Annotated in this window: 13 protein-coding genes and 1 pseudogene; 10 read left to right on the top strand and 4 right to left on the bottom strand. The window is 65.0% G+C overall.

Annotation, left to right across the window (positions count from 1 at the left end; translation table 11 throughout):
- The first annotated feature begins 78 nt into the window (after positions 1 to 78).
- Positions 79 to 561: an Mpo1 family 2-hydroxy fatty acid dioxygenase gene (locus tag XaFJ1_RS01035; protein ID WP_012914834.1), complete on the top strand. Its 483-nt coding sequence runs from the start codon at positions 79 to 81 to the stop codon at positions 559 to 561.
- Here XaFJ1_RS01035 and XaFJ1_RS01030 read toward each other — a convergent pair.
- Positions 555 to 1,457 (bottom strand): SDR family oxidoreductase, encoded by a 903-nt coding sequence (locus XaFJ1_RS01030; RefSeq protein WP_049887201.1) that lies wholly within the window; start codon positions 1,455 to 1,457, stop codon positions 555 to 557. The two genes, XaFJ1_RS01035 and XaFJ1_RS01030, sit on opposite strands and share 7 nt — an antisense overlap.
- Before the next feature lie 215 nt (positions 1,458 to 1,672).
- Between XaFJ1_RS01030 and XaFJ1_RS01025 the strand changes: the two genes are divergently transcribed.
- The 8 genes from XaFJ1_RS01025 (at position 1,673) to XaFJ1_RS00990 (ending at position 9,594) form a co-directional block, all read left to right on the top strand.
- Positions 1,673 to 4,501 carry a monovalent cation/H+ antiporter subunit A gene (locus XaFJ1_RS01025; RefSeq protein ID WP_045757154.1) on the top strand — a complete coding sequence of 943 codons (2,829 nt, stop codon included), beginning with the start codon at positions 1,673 to 1,675 and terminating at the stop codon, positions 4,499 to 4,501.
- Entirely contained in the window at positions 4,501 to 4,860 is a 360-nt protein-coding gene (locus XaFJ1_RS01020; protein WP_012914831.1) for a Na+/H+ antiporter subunit C, read from the top strand. The genes XaFJ1_RS01025 and XaFJ1_RS01020 overlap by 1 nt, the downstream gene beginning before the upstream one ends.
- Complete coding sequence (locus tag XaFJ1_RS01015; protein ID WP_012914830.1) at positions 4,857 to 6,425, top strand: monovalent cation/H+ antiporter subunit D; 1,569 nt, start codon at positions 4,857 to 4,859, stop codon at positions 6,423 to 6,425. Before XaFJ1_RS01020 ends, XaFJ1_RS01015 begins: the two co-directional genes overlap by 4 nt.
- 1 nt (position 6,426) lies before the next feature.
- Positions 6,427 to 6,930, top strand: coding sequence for a Na+/H+ antiporter subunit E (locus tag XaFJ1_RS01010; RefSeq protein WP_012914829.1), 504 nt, complete (start codon positions 6,427 to 6,429; stop codon positions 6,928 to 6,930).
- Positions 6,927 to 7,211 (top strand): K+/H+ antiporter subunit F, encoded by a 285-nt coding sequence (locus XaFJ1_RS01005; protein ID WP_012914828.1) that lies wholly within the window; start codon positions 6,927 to 6,929, stop codon positions 7,209 to 7,211. Before XaFJ1_RS01010 ends, XaFJ1_RS01005 begins: the two co-directional genes overlap by 4 nt.
- Positions 7,208 to 7,591, top strand: coding sequence for a Na+/H+ antiporter subunit G (locus XaFJ1_RS01000; protein WP_012914827.1), 384 nt, complete (start codon positions 7,208 to 7,210; stop codon positions 7,589 to 7,591). The genes XaFJ1_RS01005 and XaFJ1_RS01000 overlap by 4 nt, the downstream gene beginning before the upstream one ends.
- 339 nt (positions 7,592 to 7,930) lie before the next feature.
- Positions 7,931 to 9,022 carry a catalase family peroxidase gene (locus XaFJ1_RS00995; RefSeq protein WP_012914826.1) on the top strand — a complete coding sequence of 364 codons (1,092 nt, stop codon included), beginning with the start codon at positions 7,931 to 7,933 and terminating at the stop codon, positions 9,020 to 9,022.
- A complete protein-coding gene (locus XaFJ1_RS00990) occupies positions 9,019 to 9,594 on the top strand; it encodes a cytochrome b (RefSeq protein ID WP_012914825.1) in 576 nt (191 codons plus the stop codon). Before XaFJ1_RS00995 ends, XaFJ1_RS00990 begins: the two co-directional genes overlap by 4 nt.
- Before the next feature lie 21 nt (positions 9,595 to 9,615).
- Here the strand turns inward: XaFJ1_RS00990 and XaFJ1_RS00985 are convergent, their stop codons facing one another.
- The gene (locus XaFJ1_RS00985; RefSeq protein WP_045756675.1) at positions 9,616 to 11,337 is read right to left on the bottom strand and encodes a diguanylate cyclase; all 1,722 of its coding nucleotides are present in this window, start codon (positions 11,335 to 11,337) and stop codon (positions 9,616 to 9,618) included.
- A gap of 109 nt (positions 11,338 to 11,446) precedes the next feature.
- A pseudogene (locus XaFJ1_RS00980) lies at positions 11,447 to 11,981 on the bottom strand (DNA-binding response regulator).
- Positions 11,982 to 12,354: 373 nt separating this feature from the next.
- Between XaFJ1_RS00980 and XaFJ1_RS00975 the strand changes: the two are divergent.
- Positions 12,355 to 13,497 carry an alpha/beta hydrolase family protein gene (locus tag XaFJ1_RS00975; RefSeq protein ID WP_012914822.1) on the top strand — a complete coding sequence of 381 codons (1,143 nt, stop codon included), beginning with the start codon at positions 12,355 to 12,357 and terminating at the stop codon, positions 13,495 to 13,497.
- A gap of 38 nt (positions 13,498 to 13,535) precedes the next feature.
- Here the strand turns inward: XaFJ1_RS00975 and rarD are convergent, their stop codons facing one another.
- A complete protein-coding gene (gene rarD, locus XaFJ1_RS00970; protein ID WP_045757153.1) occupies positions 13,536 to 14,447 on the bottom strand; it encodes an EamA family transporter RarD in 912 nt (303 codons plus the stop codon).
- Between the last annotated feature and the right edge of the window lie 512 nt (positions 14,448 to 14,959).

The raw sequence follows: 14,959 nt of genomic DNA, 5'->3' as shown, positions 1-14,959 counted from the left end.
AGGCGCCCACGCCACAGCGCACTGTCTGCGCATCACGGCGTCGATGACGCTATGCTGATCCGGTTACTCGGAGGAAAGATGGAGACCACCGTCTACGCGCGCCCGATCGACCGATATTTCGCCCACTATTCCGACGCTCACCGCAATGCCGCCAACCAGCGTATCCACGTGATCGCAGTGCCGGGCATTCTATGGGCGGTCGTGGCGCTGCTGTGGTGCATACCGGTCGGCGCTAGCTGGTTCCAAAGCGGAGTGTGGGCGGCACTGAGCATGTTCGTCGCTTGGATGTACTACAACCGGCTGTCACGACCGCTGGGCTACGGCATGCTCGCCGTCTTCTTTTTTTACGGCTGCCTGTGCCGGCTGCTGGAAGCGCATCTGGGGCTGCAAGGATTGCGCTGGATGGCGCTGGCGGTGCTCATGCTGGCCTCGATCGCGCAATGCATCGGGCACACATTGGAAGGCCGCCGGCCCAATTTCTGCACCGATGCGATGGCGCTGCTGATCGGCCCAGCCTGGGTGCTGGCCAAGCTGTACCGACACATGCACTGGCGCTACTGACGCACGACAGCTCCGGGCGTCACGCCGAGCATGGCTGCATCCGGGGCGAACGCGCGCGGCGCGTAGCCGAAATCGCGCCGCGCCGGCGCCAAATCGAAGACCAGATCCTCGCGCATGCGCTGCAAGGCCGCGCGATTCATGCCACGCAAGCGACCGCACGCATGCGCCAACGCCAACAGCAGCGCGAAGACGGCATGCGGCAACAACAGCAACCGTGCCGGCGGCTGCAACACGGCCAGCACGCGATGCACCATGTCGCGATAACGGAGTGTCTCGCCGCCGCCCAGCGCATAGCTTTGGCCATGTGTGACCGCAAACGACAGTACCGCCAGCGCCGCCTCGGCCAGATCCTGCACATGCACCGGCTGCCGCAGGCCACAGGCGCTGCGCGACAGCACGAACCAACCGCTGCGCCGCGCCAGCGCCGCAATCGCGCTCAAGGTCCGGTCGCGACCAGCGCCGTAGACCAAAGTCGGTCGTAACACCGTCACGGCGGCGCCGCGCGCCGCGGCCAGCGCAAACAGTGTCGCTTCGGCCTCGCGCAAACGGCGGGCGACATCGCGTTCGGTGTCATCCAGCGAATCGCGCTTGACCTCCAGGCTGGTGGAGCCAAACGCAACCACACGCGGCACATGCACCGGCACGCGTTGATACCAATCCGCGAACGCATCCAGCGGCCCACAACTGAAGACGACATCCACTGGCAACGGCGGCATCGACAGCGTCCCCAGCTCGCCCAAGTGCCAATGCAGGCCGGGCCGTGCAGGCTGGATGGTCCGCGAGTAGGCATGCACCTGCCAGCCGGCGGCGAGCAACCCATGCAACAGCGGTTCGCCGATTTGACCACTACCGCCGAACACCAGTGCGATACGCGGCGAGGTGGGAGGATGTTGCATGGGGACGGCGGAGGCTGGCGCATCGGTCATCGCCACAGCATAACCAGCGCACGCCACTACGCCCAATTTCCTGCGGCACAACGCTCGCAGACGCATCGCGCGCTGCGAGTCGGAGCGCCGATGCGCGTGCATGCGAGCCACTCCAACCTCGGTCAGCGCCACAACCTGCCTGTTACACTCGGTCCTCTGCACGCGAATCGCGCATTCCCTGCATGATGCCCATCCTCATCATCCTGTTGGCCCTGCCGTTCCTGATAGCGGCCAGCGTGGTCGCCTTGCGCCATCGAACACGCGCTGTGCTGGCCTGGGTCGCGGCGATCGCGCCACTGGCCGGGCTGGTGCTGTTGGGCACGTTGACCACGACTGTCCTGCAAGGCGACATCGTCCGCAGCGATCACGCCTGGCTGCCGCAGATCGGGCTGCAGTTTTCGCTGCGCCTGGATGGCCTGGCCTGGATGTTCGCCGGGCTGGTGCTGGCCATCGGCACACTGGTGGTGATGTATGCGCACTACTACCTGAGCGCGCGCGAGAACGCGGCGCGCTTCTATGCCTCCCTGCTGTTATTCATGGGCGCGATGCTGGGCATGGTGCTGGCCGGCAATCTGCTGCTGCTGATGGTGTTTTGGGAACTGACCAGCATCAGTTCGTTCCTGTTGATCGGCTTCTGGTCGCATCGGAAGGACGCGCGCGACGGCGCGTGGATGGCCCTGGTGATCACCGGCGGCGGTGGCCTGGCCTTGCTCGGCGGCGTGCTGCTGCTCGGTCGCATCGTCGGCAGTTATCAGCTTGACGCCGTACTCGCCGCCGGCGAGACGATCCGCGCCAGCGCACTTTATCCGTGGGCACTGGGGTTGATCCTGCTCGGCATCTTCAGCAAGAGCGCGCAGTTCCCGTTGCATTTCTGGCTGCCTCAGGCGATGGCGGCGCCAACGCCGGTGTCGGCATATCTGCATTCGGCGACGATGGTCAAGGCAGGCGTCTTCCTGCTGGCGCGGCTGCATCCGGCGCTGGCCGGCAGCCCATTGTTCTTCTACACGGTCAGCGGCATCGGCGCGATCACCCTGCTCACCGGCGCCTGGCTGGCGATCTTCCAGCACGATCTGAAAGGCCTGCTGGCGTATTCGACCATCTCGCACTTGGGCTTGATCACCATGCTGTTCGGGTTGTCCACACCGATGGCGGTGGTCGCTGGCGTCTTCCACATGCTCAATCACGCCGTATTCAAAGCCTCGTTGTTCATGGCCGCTGGCATCATCGACCACGAAACACACACACGCGACATGCGCCGGCTCGGCGCGATGCGCCGCTGGATGCCGATCACCAGCACGCTAGCGATCATCGCCGCAATGGCAATGGCCGGTATCCCGCTGCTCAACGGTTTTCTGTCCAAGGAAATGTTCTTCGCCGAGGCGCTGGACACCAACGGACCGGCAGCGATGCGCGTGTTCATCGCCAGCGCGGCCCTGCTGGCCGGGGTGTTCGGCGTGGCCTACAGCTTGCGCTTCGTCTACGAGACGTTCTTCGGCGAAGGGCCGCGTGACCTGCGGACGATGCCGCACGAGCCGCCGCGTTGGATGAAGATTCCAGTGGCGATCCTGGTGTTGGTCTGCGTAGCGGTCGGCACCGTGCCGGCGCTGACAGTGGCGCCGGTGTTGCGCAGCGCCGCCAGCGCGATCCTCGGCGACGCCCTACCCGACTACAGCCTGGCGCTGTGGCACGGCTGGAACGCGCCGCTGGCGATGAGCCTCGCAGGCGTGATCGGCGGGGTGACGCTGTACTTCGGCCTGCGCCGACTGACGGCGTTATACACCGAGGTGCGCCGCTCGCTGGGCAAACGCCTGTTCCACTGGCATATGCAGACATTGTCAACCTTGGCCGCGCGCGCCACCCGGCTACTCGTCAATGGCCGCCTGCAGCGTAGCCTGCGCTGTTTGCTGTTGGCCGCCGTGATGGTCGCGGCGGCGCCGTTCGTCGCGACGCCGCCACCATGGCCGTCGTGGACAGCACCGCAGCCGATGCCGCCGCTGGGCTGGGCGCTGTGGTGGTTGATCGTCGGCAGCGCATTGGCCACGCTGCGCCTGTATCGCCAGCGCCTGCTGGCCGTGGTGGTGGTCGGTGGCAGCGGATTGGGCGTGAGCCTGGTCTTCGTGTTCCTATCGGCACCGGATCTGGCACTGACCCAATTGCTGGTGGAAATGGTCACCCTGGTGTTGATGCTGCTGGGGCTTCACTACTTGCCCAATGTGTCGCCGCCGGAACCACGGCGCTGGCCGCAGTTGCGCGATGCGACACTGGCGATCGCCGCCGGTGTCGGCATGGCCCTGCTGGCGTATGCGGTGATGACCCGCCCGACGTCGAGCATGGCCGGCGAACTGCTGCAACGCGCGCTGCCGCAGGCGTATGGACGCAATGTGGTCAACGTGATCCTGGTGGACTTCCGTGGCTTGGATACCTTCGGCGAAATCAGCGTGTTCGCGATCGCCGCGCTGGTGGTGCATGCGCTGTTGCGAGGTGTGCGGATGGCGCCCGAAACGATCATGCCCGGCCCACCGATCACGCTACCGGTGCCGGCCGATCTGACCCAATTGCTGTTCCCGCTCACCCTCACCGTGTCGATCTTTTTGTTTCTGCGCGGACACAACGCACCCGGTGGTGGCTTTATCGCCGGGCTGGTGCTGGCGGTACCGCTGCTGATGCAGTACGTGATCCAGGGCGCCGCTTCGGTGGAATCGCGCTTCGGCTTGGACTACATCCGCTGCATCGCGCTGGGCCTGTTGCTGGCAGCACTCAGCGGCATGGGCGCGCTGTTGTTCGGCGCGCCATTGCTGACCAGCGGCCACCTCGACTTGCCGCTGCCACTGATCGGCGAGGTGTCGTTGACCAGCGCGCTGGGTTTCGACACCGGTGTGTTTCTGGCGGTGTTCGGCAGCACCATGCTGATCCTGTCGATGTTGGGCACGATCATGCCATCGCGCATGCGCGAGGCACATCGCGGGCGCATCGACCCGACACGACGCTCGGCCATCACCGGGGAAATGCACTGATGGAGCTGGCCTTGGCGAGCGCGATCGGCGTGCTGACGGCGGTGGGAGTGTATCTGCTGCTGCGCGCGCGCAGCTTCGATGTCATCCTGGGCATGAACGTACTGTCCTACGCCACCAACCTGCTGATCTTCGCTGGCGGACGGCTGACGCGAGGCAGGCCGCCGGTGCTGCGCGACGGCATCGCGCCGACCCTGGCCGAACATGCCGATCCGCTGCCGCAGGCGCTGGTGTTGACCGCGATCGTGATCGCCTTCGCGATGACGGCGCTGAGCATCGTGCTGGCGCTGCGCAACCGTGGCGACAACCACAGCGATCATGTCGATGCGCGCGCGGATCAGGACGAGGAGAATGCGCCATGAGCCATGTGCTGATCCTGCCGATTCTGATTCCATTGCTCGGTGCCGGGTTGTCGTTGTTCCTGGAGCGGCGTCGCGCTGGCCGCAGGTTGCAACGCCTGCTGGCGTGGGCCGCGCTGGTGGCGCTGGCCGCAGCGGTGACCACGCTGTGCGCGCAGGTCGGCGACGGTCAGGTCCACGCCTATCTGCTGGGCGACTGGCCGGCGCGGCTGGGCATCGTGCTGATGGCCGACCGCCTGTCGGCGTGGATGCTGGCGACCACCACCTTGCTCGCCGCCGCTTGCCTGCTGCACGCCTGCGCGGGTTGGGATCGACGTGCGCCGCATTTCCATGCGCTGTTCCAGTTCCAGTTGGTCGGCCTCAACGGCGCATTCCTGACCGGCGATATCTTCAATCTGTTCGTGTTCTTCGAGGTGATGTTGATCGCCTCCTACGGCCTGCTGCTCAGTGGCGGTCGTGGCCTGCGCCTGCGCGCTGGGTTCCATTACGTGGTGTTCAACGTCACGTCCTCCACCGTGTTCCTGATCGCGCTGGGGTTGCTGTACGCACTGCTCGGCTCGCTGAACATGGCCGAGTTATCGCAGCGCATGTCGCAGGCACCGGCGCAGAACGTGGCGTTGATCAAAGCCGCAATCGGCCTGTTGTTGCTGGTGTTCTGCGCCAAGGCCGCATTGCTACCGTTGTATCTGTGGTTGCCGGAAACCTATGCGCGGGCGCCGGCAGCCGTCGCGGCGCTGTGCGTGATCATGACCAAGGTTGGCCTGTATGCGATGTTGCGGGTCAGTACGCTGATGCTCGGCAGCCAGGCGCCGATGCTGCATGGTTACGGCGGCGACTGGCTGCTGTGGCTGGGCCTGGCCACGCTGCTGCTGGGTGCGCTCGGCGTGCTGGCGGCGGTGCGCCTGCGGGTGTTGATCGGCTACCTGGTGATCGTGTCGGCGGCGACGCTGTTTGTCGCCTTCGCGTTGCAGCGACCCGGCATGCTCAGCGCGGGCCTGTACTACCTGGCGCACAGTAGCTTCGTGGCCGCGGCACTGTTCATGATCGCCGAGCTGATCCGGCGGCGTGGCGGCCATGCAGGCGACCGCAAGAGCCGCATCGCCACGCTGCCGGAGAAAACGCTGTCAGGGCTGCTATTCCTGATCGCGGCGATCTCGGTGGCCGGGCTGCCGCCACTGTCCGGTTTCCTGGCCAAGGTCGCACTGCTCGGCGCCACGCCAGCGGCGCTCACTGCCCCGGTATGGACCACGGTGTTGCTTAGCAGCCTGATGGTCATCACGGGCCTGAGCCGCAGCGGTGTGCGACTGTTCTGGCACGTGCCCAGCCACCAGAACACGGTCGATCACGGCACTGCGCAGTTGCCAGCGCTCATCCCCGTCCCGCGCATGGCGCTGGGGCGGCGGCTGGAAATCGCCGCCACCTTGCTGCTACTCGGCTACGGCATGACCATGACGTTGGCAGCCGAACCGCTGCTGCGCTACACCGACGCCATCGCCGCGCAGGTGTTGCGTCCATCCGCTTACGTCACCCAGTTGCGCGCCACGGCACCAGTTCTGCGGGAGCCCTGAGATGGTCCGTTCCTCCTGGTCGCGCAGGCTGTTCCCGTCCTGGCCGCTGAGTCTCACCGTCACCACGTTTTGGCTACTGATGAGCGACAGCGTCAGCCCCAGTCAACTCTTGCTCGGCGGCGGACTCGGCGTGGCGGTGCCGCTGTTCGCCGCGCGCCTGGACCGCGAGTTCGCTCGCATCGGCACGCTGCGTCCGGTGCCGAAGATGCTGTGCGTGGCGGCCTGGGACATCGTGCGTTCCAACGTGATGGTCGCGCTGCAAGTGCTAGGACCACAGACACGGATCCGCCCCGGCTTCGTCTGGGTGCCACTGGATATCGCCAACATCCACGGCATCGCCGCACTGACCAGCATGATTACCCTGACCCCGGGCACGGTTTCGGCGGCGTTGTCGGACGACCGCAAATACCTGCTGGTGCATGTGCTGCACCTGGACAATGCCGAGCGTCTGATCCGACAAATCAAGACCCGCTACGAGGCGCCATTGATGGAGATCTTCCCATGACCCACGACATGTTCATCGACACCACCATCGTCGTGTGCATGCACATGGTGGCCCTGGCAATGCTGCTGGCGCTGTGGCGGCTGCTGCGCGGCCCGACCCTGCCCGACCGTATCCTGGCACTGGATATGCTATCGATCACCGCGATCGCCGAAGTGATGCTATTGGGCATGTACCTGGATTCGCCGGTGTATTTCGAAGCAGCGTTGATCATTGCCATGCTCGGCTTCGGCAGTACCGTGGTGCTGAGCAAATACGTACTGCGTCGGGACATCGTCGAATGAACGCCTTGCTGCACATCGCGCTGGCGTTGCTGCTGATCGTCGGCTGCTTTTTCATCCTGATCGGTGCGCTGGGGCTGGTGAGACTGTCGGACTTCTTCAAGCGCCTACACGCGTCGACCACGGCCAGCACACTGGGCGTGGGCTGCATCCTGCTGGCCTCGGTGGGCTATCACCTGTTCCTGGGGCAAGACCCGCAGCCACGCGAGTTGTTGATCACCGCGTTCTTGTTCATCACCGCACCGATCAGCGCGCACATGATGGCCAAGGCTGCGCTGTCGCTGATGCTGGCAGAACGCCCAGCGACGCCCGGCAGTGGCGACGCCGATCAGAAACGGCTGCCGATGTCGACCCGAACGAAACAACAGCCACCGTTGCCCTAGCCTGCTGCTGACGATTGCACCCGACCCGATGCCGCCTTGACGCCGATCCGCACCGCGGCTTGAACAAGCCGGCGCGTTACCAGCAACCCCAGGCACCAGGCGATATCCGCCACCGGCTTTGCACCAGCGTACCGCAACACGATGGCAGGCAATCGATCATGCGCGAAGTGCAGACATCGGCACGGATGAAGCAATTGTCGCCATACGTCCGTCCGAATCGGTGTAAAACGGGGCCCGAATGCCGCGTCGCTGCTGGCAGGTTTTTTTCGTCGGCACGACTGCGACACAACGTCATTGCGCCATCCAGCCAGGTCACCCCCATCACCACAGGAGCTGCACATGCCCCACCCCGATCCGACGCCGCCGCAACGCCCCTGGCTGGCGCTGGCTGGCATCGCCACGATCGCCGTTGCACTCGCCGCCGCCTTCGCCTGGAGCGCAGGCTGGCTCGGCGGACCGCAACGGCTAACCGCCCAGCACATGACCGATGCCCTCGAAGCCGGTGGTCCACCGCATCCCGGCTTCCGCCGCGCACACAACAAGGGGGTCTGCGTCAGCGGCCACTTCGAGAGCAATGGCCAAGGTCAGGCCTTGTCCGAAGCGAGGGTGTTCGCCCAAGCCTCGGTACCGGTACTGGGCCGCCTGTCGATTGGCGGCAGCGACCCGCACGGGGCCGATGGCCAAGCGCGAGTGCGCAGCATGGCCCTGCAGTTGCGCAGCGACGACGGCCAGGAATGGCGCATGGCGATGAACAACTTTCCGTTCTTCGTGGTCGCCACGCCGGAAGGCTTCATGGCGCAGATCCAGGCGTCACAGCCCGACCCGGCAACCGGCAAACCGGATCCCGCGAAGATGGCCGCGTTCCTGCAACGCTATCCGGAAGCGCACATGTTCCAAGCATGGGCCATGAGCGCACCATGGTCGAACAGTTGGGCCAATACCGAGTACAACAGCGTCAACGCCTTCCGCTTCACCGCGGCCGATGGCAGCAGCCGCTACGTGCGCTGGTCGATGCGCCCGCATACTCCGTTCGTGCCCTTGTCGGCGGCGCAGCGCGCGCTGGTCGATGCGAATTTTCTCGGCGAGGATCTGCAGACGCGGCTGGCGCACGGCCCGCTGCGCTGGGACTTGGTGATAACCGTGGCCGCACCCGGCGATCCAATCGAAGATCCGTCGCGCTCCTGGCCACCGACGCGGCAGAATGTGGTTGCCGGCACGCTGGTGCTCGACCATGCCGAACCGCAAGCCACCGGCCCATGCCGCGATCTCAACTACGACCCACTGATCCTGCCGCACGGCATCGCTGGCTCCGGCGACCCGATTCTGGCTGCGCGATCGGCGGTCTACGCACAGTCGTTCAACCGCCGCGAGCGCGAGATCGCTCGCGGCCAGGCACCGGATGCCATCGGCCAAAAAGGAACTGCACAATGAACCCTAGCAACCGATCCGGACACTTCAACCTTACCGCGCGCGTGCTGCACTGGCTGATGGCGGCGATGATTCTGACCATGCTGTTCGTCGGCGTCGGCATGGTTGCCTCGGTGTCGCAGCGACCCTGGCTGCTCGACCTGCACCGCCCGCTGGGCATCGCCATCGGGCTGCTGGCGCTGGTACGCCTGAGCAACCGTCTGCGGCACCGCCCACCGCCGCTACCAGCCGACCTGCCGCGCTGGCAAAAGATCGCCGCACATGCCTCGCACGGCTTGCTGTATGCGCTGATGCTGGCGATGCCGCTGTTGGGCTGGGCGATGCTCTCGGCTGGCGGCTATCCGATCGTGCTATGGGCGGGCGTACACCTGCCAGCGATCGTCTCGCACAACCCGGCGCTGTACGCGGGGCTGCGTTGCGCGCATGGCTGGCTGGGTTATCTACTGTTCGCCACGGTGTTGGGCCATCTGTGCGCGGCGCTGTTCCATGCCTGGATACGCCGGGACGACGTGTTCGCAAGCATGGCACGCGGCACAACAGCGGCTAGGCCAACGGCAACACCCGAGCGGACATAGTCGCACAACGCACGGTAACGCCTACGATGACGCAAGCTGGCGATTGTCGTTCACGCTCCGCTCGGTCACAGCCGAGGCGACTCGATTGCGACCGCTACGCTTGCCACAGTAAAGCGCTGCGTCGGCGCAGCGCAGCAGTTCCTCGCCGGTACTGCCATGCTCCGGATAAGCCGCCACGCCGATCGACACCGTGATCGAGGGCAGCATTTGCCCATGATGCTGTACCTGCATCTGCTCGACCGCCGCGCGAATCTGTTCGGCGCGTCGTTGCGCAACGTCTGCGGCGGCCCCCGGGAGAATCACCGTGAACTCCTCGCCACCGTAACGGCAGGCGATATCTTCCGGTCGCACCAGCCCCCCCAGCAACTGGCCGAAGGCAGCCAACAACGCGTCGCCGCCAGCATGACCAAAGCGGTCGTTGAGCGCCTTGAAATGGTCCAAATCCAACATCATCAGTGCCAACGGCAGATCCCGACGCGCACAGCGCGATAGTTCGCGCAGCAGCGACTCCTCCAGATAGCGCCGGTTATACAGCCCGGTCAGCGGATCACGAATCGACTGCGTGCGCAGGCGATGGCGCAAATGCAGATTATGCAGCGCCATCGCCAGTTGCTCGGCCACCACCTCGACCAGGTTCAGCCGCTCCAGCACGGCAAGGTTGGGGCTGGACAGATGGATCATCCCCAGCCGTTCGCCCTGTACGATCATCGGCACACAAGCGCCGTAAAGCGCTTGCGCGGGGTCGCAGATGACATCGGAGGTTTGTGCACACAGCGACGTTGCGCCGGGCTGCATCACCTGGGTAGCGCGTCGGCATAGACTCTCGCAACGTTCCAGCGACAGCGATGGCGCACATGCCGCGTCCATGCCCCAATGGGCGACACACACCACCTGCTCGCCAGCAGCATCGGTGCAGTACACGCTGCACCCGGCCGCACCGAGCAGGCGCTCGAGCGCCTGCCGTGCGACCTCGACCGCTTCATCTTGCTGCACGCAACTCTGTAGCCCGCGACTGCAGCGGTTGAGCGTGCGCAGATCCTGTTCGGTGCGCTGCATTTGCTGCACAGTGCCCACGAGCAGCGCGTTGGCATGATGACCCAGACGCTCGGCCTGAGTCCGACGACCGATTTCGCGGCGCAGCAGCATATACAAGCAGAGCGTGAGCACGCACACGCCGGGGATGCCACCAAAGGCCAAGAGACGTAGCATGCCGGCGCTATCAGCAGTGGCAAGCATGCGTGTCGCGAGCAGGTCGCGCTCGCTGTGCAGCATTGCATCCGTATTGCGGCGCGTGGCCTGCGACAGCGTGCCGGCCTGGCGAACGCGCGCCATCTCCGGCCGCATCGTCGCGTCATTGACCTGAAGGCGCGCAATCGCATGCTCACTGATTTGCATGCGTTCGCGGATCTGGGCCTGAACCAAACGCAGTCGCGACAATTGCGCGGGATTGTCCTGCAGCCGAGTGGAGAGTTGTTGCAGACGCGACGGCAGGGACTGCTCGCAACGGTGGAAATCGACCAGATCCTCGTTGTCATCCAGCAGCAGGAAACCGCGCAACGCGGCGTCGCAATCGCTGAGGTTGAATTGCAGGACATTGATCCCGGCAACGACCTGGTTGCTGCGCTCCACCGAAGCGGCATCGGCGAGAAAGCGCTGACTCCCCAACAACAGCGCGGCACTGATCCCGATCAACAACAGCAACGCCAGCGGCACGCCATAGCGATTGATCGTCGCGCAGGACATGACGTCGACGCGCGGAGAGAGAGAAGGCCCGTCGTCCTCCGGACCAAGACCAAAATGCGGGATCATGCGCAAACCGCCAGATGAGTTCCAAGAGCAAACCCAGATCGAATCATATCGCCTCCTTGTGAAGCGCCAGCCGCGCCGCTTCGATACAGTTGCCGACGCCAATTGCCGATCGCCTCGAACAAACAATTGCCCCCGGTGGCACACAAGAAACCGGGCGTGGCTGTCATGTCGCGGGCCATGGCACCTTCGCCGGCAAGGCGCAGAACCCGACGCTCGCGGTGGTTGTGTGAATCTGCCTCGCTAGGACCAAGCGTCCAGTGCCAATTTTGGATCGCGCGCGCGGCCCCGCGATACACCTGACGGATCGCACCGACCCACCACTCGCGCCACAGCAAGCCCGGCAAGCCCGGACTGACAAAGGGAGTGACCATGGCCACACGCACCAGCAACTGCTGACGCTGAATGCGCAGAGCCATTTCCAGTCCGCTGAACTCGGACGTTTCGATGTCAATGACCGGCAGATCAGGCGACCGCGCATGCAGCACACGACACGCGACCTCGCCGTCGGCCACTCTGGCGGCGACGTCGATATCCGCCTCCAGGTCCAGTCGTAGGGTTCCCAATGCGCCACGCACCATTGCCTGGTCCTCCGCTAACACCGAATCGAACACGGACCGCCGGTCCCTGTGTGGGCATTGTAGGGCCGTAACGACTTCAGCGCTCAGCCAAGCGCAGCATTCCGATCAACGGCCACGCTGCTGTGAACCGGAGCTGAAATGCGCCCTGGGCATTGGCCTGGTCGGCGCCCCGTCTCCCGGCGCTGCGCGCCGCACGGCTGCCGATCACCACCTCCCTGGGCACGCTCCAGCGACCCGGCGCGGGGTCCAAGATCGTGCTCGCGGCCTGGCCCAATAGGCGATACGTCATCTTTTGGTCATGAAAACACGGTAGAGCAGCCCCCCTCCCAGGGAGTAGCCTGCGCAGCCATTTGTTTCAATTTCCGTTACCGCCATGTCGTCGCGCCTGTGCCTGTTGCTTGTCCTCTGCGCCAGCGTGTGCCTGGGCGCCTGCTCCTCCACCTCGCTGAGCGACCGTCTGGTCGCACCGGGTGGCGTATCGCCGCTGATGGACGAGGAACGCATCCAAAGCCTGCTGGCGACCCTCCCCAATCGCAGCGGACACGTGGTGGTGCCGGGCGGCATCCCGATCTTCTGGCGCGCGATCGACCCAGGCGATTACCGCATGCGCTACCGCTACGAACACGCCAGTCGCAACGCCAACGGCCACGAACACGCCGACTTCGCGATGGACGTGGCGACACCGGTGCCCGGGACACACTTAGCGCCGCGCGGCACCGTGGTGCTGTTGCACGGCTGGATGATGGACGGCGACTCGCTGCTGCCATGGTCGCTAGACTTGGCTCAAGCTGGCTACCGCAGCATCAGCATCGACCTGCGCAACCACGGCCGTTCCGGCGGCGGGCCGGCCGGCTACGGCACCCGGGAATCCGATGACGTGGTCGCGGTGATCCACGCCCTGCGCGCGCGCGGCGAAGTGCAGGGGCCTGTCTACCTGTTCGGGGTGTCCTACGGCGCGGCCACCGCATTGTTCGCCGCGCAAAAGCTCGGCAAGGCGGTCGAGGGTGTGGTGGCGCTGGAGTCCTTCGCCAACGCAGGCCGCGGTATCCGCGACATGATCCCGCACATGCTCGCCAGTCACCCGCGCGGCTGGATGGCCAGCGCCGCGATGGATCTGGCGCGGTGGCGCTATGGCGATCAAAACCTGGACGCGGTGATCGCCAGCGCCAATCAACGTCTGGCGCTGAATCTGGACCAAGTCGACGTCACCGCCGCAGCACGCATCGCGACCGCCTGCGTGCTGCTGCTGCATGGCAGTGCCGACCAACATATCCCGGTTGCGCACGGCCGATTGCTGGCACTGGACGCGCCGCGTGCGCACTACCTGGAGATGCCCGGCGAGAATCACCTGAGCCTGCCGATGCGGCTGGATCTGCTGGCGCCCACGATAGAAGACTGGTTCGCCGAATTACCAGCGCCACGCCACGACGGCGACTGTCCGCAGCCGCTGCCACCACGCGTGGATGCAACCCAGGAGTTCACCGTCACCCCGACCGTGAACACCAACCGAAGTTGAGTGCCGAATCGCCTCCCGCGATCATCCATATCGACCCTCTATGCCGCTCCGCGGCGCCGCCCGATCCCCGAGCGCCACACGCTCTCGCCAGCGAACAGCAGCAGCCCGATCCAGATCGCAGCAAAGCCCAGCGCCCGGTCAGCATCGAAGGGCTCACCGAAAAACCAAACACCCAGCAGCAACTGCAAACTTGGCGAGATGTACTGAAGCAATCCGATCAGCGACAACGGAATGCGCCGCACCCCATAGGCGAAACCGATCAGCGGCGCCGCCGTGACCGCACCGCCGCATATCAACAACACGTCGTCGCGCCAGCCCCAGGCGCCCAAAAACCCGCCGCCGTGACCGGCCTCGCCCCAGAGCACGAAGCCCAGGGCCGGCAGGAACAGATACACGCTTTCCACGCCCAATCCAGCCACCGCATCCACGTGCGCCAGCTTGCGCAGCAGGCTGTACAGTCCGAACGAGCAGGCCAGACCCAGCGCGACCCAAGGCGGCGTGCCTGCATCGACAGTGAGCCAAGCCACACCGAGCGCAGCACAGGCCACCGCCAACCATTGCAGCCGACGCAGGCGTTCATGCAACACCAATACCCCGAGCAACACGTTGACCAGCGGACTGATGAAATAACCAAGGCTGCTCTCGATCACATGCCCTGCATTGATCGCCCAAATGTACAGGCCCCAGTTGAAGGCGATCGCCAAGCTGCTGAACGCAAGCGTGACCAGCGCACGCGGTTGCGCGGCGATGCGCCGCCACCACTGCAGGCGTGCGCTGTACAGCAGCCAGGCCACCACCAACATGGCGCTCCACACAACGCGGTGGGCGATGATATGCGCAGACGGCACCGCCTTGAGCAAATGCCAATACAGCGGCGCCACGCCCCACAGCGCGAAGGTCGCAGCAGTCATCCATAAACCGCGCCGCAAGTCGTGCTCGGCAACGCTCATCGCCATGTCCTCGCCACCGAGATCACCGCCGCACCGGCCAGAACTTGCACAACAGACCAACAGCCGCGGAAAGCCGCGCGCGCGCAGGAGCAACCGAAGCGAACAGAGATGACATACGCAAACGACATGAACGAAGAAGATGGCCTCGAATTCTAGGGCTTGTGACGACGCACGTTGAAGCCAGATGCGTTGGTCATCCGCCGTGCCTAGCGCGATACTGCTGGTGCCGTCCTTGCCATGGCCAAGTCAACCCGCGCGACGCATGCAGCGTGGCACTGACGGCCAGCCCGACGGTACGCCATATTGGCGCGCGCCAAACTTACGTGACTGGCCTTGTCTCAACGCACTCCAGATAACTTCGCAGTCAAATATTCGAAGTACATCGCCCATTCCAGGCCAGTGACACAAAAGCGCCGGACAAGGCTGGCGACGATGCCAGACCGACGCCTTCCCCAAGCCCTCGCCGGGCCTGACGACCCAACGGCTTCTTGTTAATAATCTATTCAGCATCA

Source organism: Xanthomonas albilineans, from assembly GCF_009931595.1.
Lineage (GTDB): Bacteria > Pseudomonadota > Gammaproteobacteria > Xanthomonadales > Xanthomonadaceae > Xanthomonas_A > Xanthomonas_A albilineans.
Note: the sequence above shows the minus strand (reverse complement) of the source record. Positions and strands in the feature narration are given on the sequence as shown.

What these genes read in the sequence shown, in the direction of transcription:
- XaFJ1_RS01035 (WP_012914834.1), top strand. Translation starts at nt 79, where the DNA reads ATGGAGACCACCGTCTACGCGCGCCCGATCGACCGATATTTCGCCCAC.
- XaFJ1_RS01030 (WP_049887201.1), bottom strand. Translation starts at nt 1,457, where the DNA reads ATGCAACATCCTCCCACCTCGCCGCGTATCGCACTGGTGTTCGGCGGT.
- XaFJ1_RS01025 (WP_045757154.1), top strand. Translation starts at nt 1,673, where the DNA reads ATGCCCATCCTCATCATCCTGTTGGCCCTGCCGTTCCTGATAGCGGCC.
- XaFJ1_RS01020 (WP_012914831.1), top strand. Translation starts at nt 4,501, where the DNA reads ATGGAGCTGGCCTTGGCGAGCGCGATCGGCGTGCTGACGGCGGTGGGA.
- XaFJ1_RS01015 (WP_012914830.1), top strand. Translation starts at nt 4,857, where the DNA reads ATGAGCCATGTGCTGATCCTGCCGATTCTGATTCCATTGCTCGGTGCC.
- XaFJ1_RS01010 (WP_012914829.1), top strand. Translation starts at nt 6,427, where the DNA reads ATGGTCCGTTCCTCCTGGTCGCGCAGGCTGTTCCCGTCCTGGCCGCTG.
- XaFJ1_RS01005 (WP_012914828.1), top strand. Translation starts at nt 6,927, where the DNA reads ATGACCCACGACATGTTCATCGACACCACCATCGTCGTGTGCATGCAC.
- XaFJ1_RS01000 (WP_012914827.1), top strand. Translation starts at nt 7,208, where the DNA reads ATGAACGCCTTGCTGCACATCGCGCTGGCGTTGCTGCTGATCGTCGGC.
- XaFJ1_RS00995 (WP_012914826.1), top strand. Translation starts at nt 7,931, where the DNA reads ATGCCCCACCCCGATCCGACGCCGCCGCAACGCCCCTGGCTGGCGCTG.
- XaFJ1_RS00990 (WP_012914825.1), top strand. Translation starts at nt 9,019, where the DNA reads ATGAACCCTAGCAACCGATCCGGACACTTCAACCTTACCGCGCGCGTG.
- XaFJ1_RS00985 (WP_045756675.1), bottom strand. Translation starts at nt 11,337, where the DNA reads ATGTCCTGCGCGACGATCAATCGCTATGGCGTGCCGCTGGCGTTGCTG.
- XaFJ1_RS00975 (WP_012914822.1), top strand. Translation starts at nt 12,355, where the DNA reads ATGTCGTCGCGCCTGTGCCTGTTGCTTGTCCTCTGCGCCAGCGTGTGC.
- rarD (WP_045757153.1), bottom strand. Translation starts at nt 14,447, where the DNA reads ATGAGCGTTGCCGAGCACGACTTGCGGCGCGGTTTATGGATGACTGCT.